General features: G+C 71.1%; 3 protein-coding genes. 1 reads left to right on the top strand and 2 read right to left on the bottom strand.

Features of this window, described 5'->3' with window-relative positions; all coding sequences use genetic code 11:
• Together E4L96_RS02200 and E4L96_RS02195 are read right to left on the bottom strand one after the other, a co-directional pair.
• On the bottom strand, positions 1–376 hold a 376-nt coding region (locus tag E4L96_RS02200; RefSeq protein WP_167758579.1), incomplete at its 3' end, for a phasin family protein.
• 34 nt (positions 377–410) lie between these two features.
• Positions 411–2,105: an AMP-binding protein gene (locus E4L96_RS02195; protein ID WP_135205604.1), complete on the bottom strand. Its 1,695-nt coding sequence runs from the start codon at positions 2,103–2,105 to the stop codon at positions 411–413.
• Between the two features lie 205 nt (positions 2,106–2,310).
• Between E4L96_RS02195 and E4L96_RS02190 the strand changes: the two genes are divergently transcribed.
• On the top strand, positions 2,311–2,750 hold a 440-nt coding region (locus tag E4L96_RS02190), incomplete at its 3' end, for a hypothetical protein (RefSeq protein ID WP_220433378.1).

Here is a 2,750-nt window from a genome sequence, read left to right as displayed (position 1 = left end):
GTTCGTCCAGCTCGCCGTGCAGGCGGGCGAACTCCGCGCGCGACGGAATGTCCAGCCGGTCCAGGCTGCGCCCGACCCGGTCGTCAAAGATCTTCTCGATCTTTTCCCACGAGCCGCTGGCCTGTTTGCCGATCTGCCCGGCGAGCCGGCCCACCGTGCCGCTGACCCCCGGCAGCTTCTCGGCGGCCAGGTCCTGGGTCAACTGGTGCAAATGGGTGCCGTCGCGGACCAGCTTGTCGAACAGTTCGCCGCCATCGCGCTGGGCCGCCGCAAAGGCGCCCAGCCCAGCCTGCCAGATCTGCTGGGCCGAAGCGGCCACCGCATCGACGATGGAGGCCGGTTCGCCCTCCATCAGCTCCTTCAGTTTTGTTGCCATGGTCATTCCCCTGGTTGGACTGCAATGATTCTGGTCAGCCCGCCGTGGTGGTGGCCAGGCGGGCGTCTTCTTCGGCCTGCACCACCCGGCGCAGGATCTTGCCAATCGGCGACTTGGGCAGCGGCGCGCTGCGGAACACGATCGCGCGCGGCACCTTGTAGCCGGTCAGGTGCTGGCGGCAATGCTCCAGCAGCGCCTGCTCGGTGAGCTGCGGGTCGCGCCGCACCACCACGGCCTTGACCACCTCTTGCGAATGCGGGTCGGGGGCGCGGATCGCGGCCGCCTCGAATACGCCCGGATGGAGGGCCAGCACGTCCTCGACCTCGTTGGGATAGACCTTGAAGCCGGAGACCACGATCATGTCCTTCAGGCGGTCGATCAGGCGGACGTAGCCGGTGGGCTCCAGCACGCCGATGTCGCCGGTGCGCAGCCAGCCGCCGGGGTGGAACACGCGCGCGGTCTCCTCCGGCCGCTGCCAGTAGCCCTGCATGACCTGGGGGCCGCGCACGCAGATTTCGCCCGGCTCGCCCAGCGCCAGCTCCTGGCCGGTGTCGTCCAGGATCGCCACCTCGGTGGACGGCAGCGGCAGCCCGATGGCGCCGGTGAACGCGGGCTGGTCCGGCCGGTTGGCGCACACGATGGGCGAGGCTTCGGTCAGGCCGTAGCCCTCCACCAGCGCGGTGCCGCAGCGCTGCTGCCAGCGCTCGGCCACGGCGCGCTGCACGGCCATGCCGCCCGCCACCACCAGCTTGGCCCGGCGCATGTCCACCTGCGCCAGCCCGGGTTCGTTCAAGAGCGCGTTGAACAGGGTGTTTACGCCGATCAGCACGGTCCAGGGGGAGTGGCGCAGCTCGCGCACGAAAGCCGGCAGCTCGCGCGGATTGGTGACCAGCACCACGTGCGCGCCTAGGCGGCAGAAGGTCAGCGTGGCGGTGAGCGCGAACACGTGGTACAGGGGCAGCGGGACGATGGCGGTCTCCCGCCCCGGCACCAGCACCCCGCCCACCCAGGCCGCGGTCTGCTCGATGTTGGCCACCAGGTTGGCGTGGCTGAGCACGGCGCCCTTGGGCACGCCGGTGGTGCCGCCGGTGTACTGCAGGAAGGCGGTGTCCTGCGGCGCCGGCGTGGCCGGCCGCAGCCCCGCCGTGCGCCCGCGCCGCAGCGCCTCGTGCCAGCGCACCGCCTGCGGCAGGTACCAGGCGGGCACCATGTGCCGGACATGGCGCACCACCAGGTTGACGATCTGCGCCTTGGGAAAGGGCAGCAGGTCGCCGGCCCGGGTCACGACCACGTGGCGCACCGCGGTGGCGGCCAGCACCTGCTCGAGCGTGTGGGCGAAGTTGTCCAGCACCACGATGGCGCTGGCGCCGCTGTCGGCCAGCTGGTACTGCAGCTCGCGCGCGGTGTACAAGGGATTGACGTTGACCACCACGCAGCCGGCGCGCAGCACCCCGAACAGGCCGACCGGGTATTGCAGCAAATTGGGCAGCATGAGCGCCACGCGCGCGCCGGGCGCCAGCCCCAGCACGCCCTGCAGGTAGCCGGCGAAGGCACGCGCCCGCTCATCGAGCTCGGCCCAGGTGAGCGTGGTCCCCTGGTTGGTGAAGGCCGGCTGCGGGCCGTAGGTGCGGACGATCCAGTCGAACAGCGCGGGCAGCGACGCGAAGGCATCGACCGCCGCCGTGGGCGGCACACCGGGAGGGTAACTGTTGAGCCAGATCTTCTGCATGCCCGCCTCGCCGGGGTAAGCACCGCTCGCGCGGCAGGATCACTACAGCTTCATTGTAGGGAGCGATTTGGGCGGCATCGCAGCGGCGTTTCGAAGTTTTTGATGAAGATCAAAAAATCCGCCGGAACGGCGGAACCCCGCGGCCCGCGCACGGCCCAACCAGCAGACATCCGGCCCGAGGGACCGTGAACAACGAGGAGACGACATGACTAGCAAACACAGCAATGCCCCGGCGGCGCCGGGGCGGTCCGCCCGCGGCGGCGACGGCGGACTGGCCATGGCCGAGCAGGCCGGCCAGGCGGTCCAGCAGGGCGTGGCGGCCAGCCTGGGCACGCTGGAGGCGGTGGAAACCCAGATCGCCAGCCTGGCGCGCCAGACCATCGTGGACACCCTGGGCATCGGCGGCGGCGCCGCCATCGGCCTGGCCAGTGTCATCGAACAGGTGGTGCGCGGCGCGTTGCACGCCAGCGAGCAGGCCGGGACCGGCCTGGCGCTGAGCGTGCGCGGGGTGGCCAAGGGGATCGTGGCCGGGGTGCACGATGTCGGCGGGGACGCCGTGCTGGCCGCCTTCGATACCATGCGCGCCCTGATCCAGGTCGCCGCCACGCTGGGCGCGGACCTGGGCCTGGTGACGCGCAGCGCGGC

This window comes from Zemynaea arenosa, assembly GCF_004614185.1.
GTDB classification, from domain to species: Bacteria; Pseudomonadota; Gammaproteobacteria; order Burkholderiales; family Burkholderiaceae_D; genus Telluria; species Telluria arenosa.
This window is presented reverse-complemented; position numbering and strand designations above follow the sequence as displayed.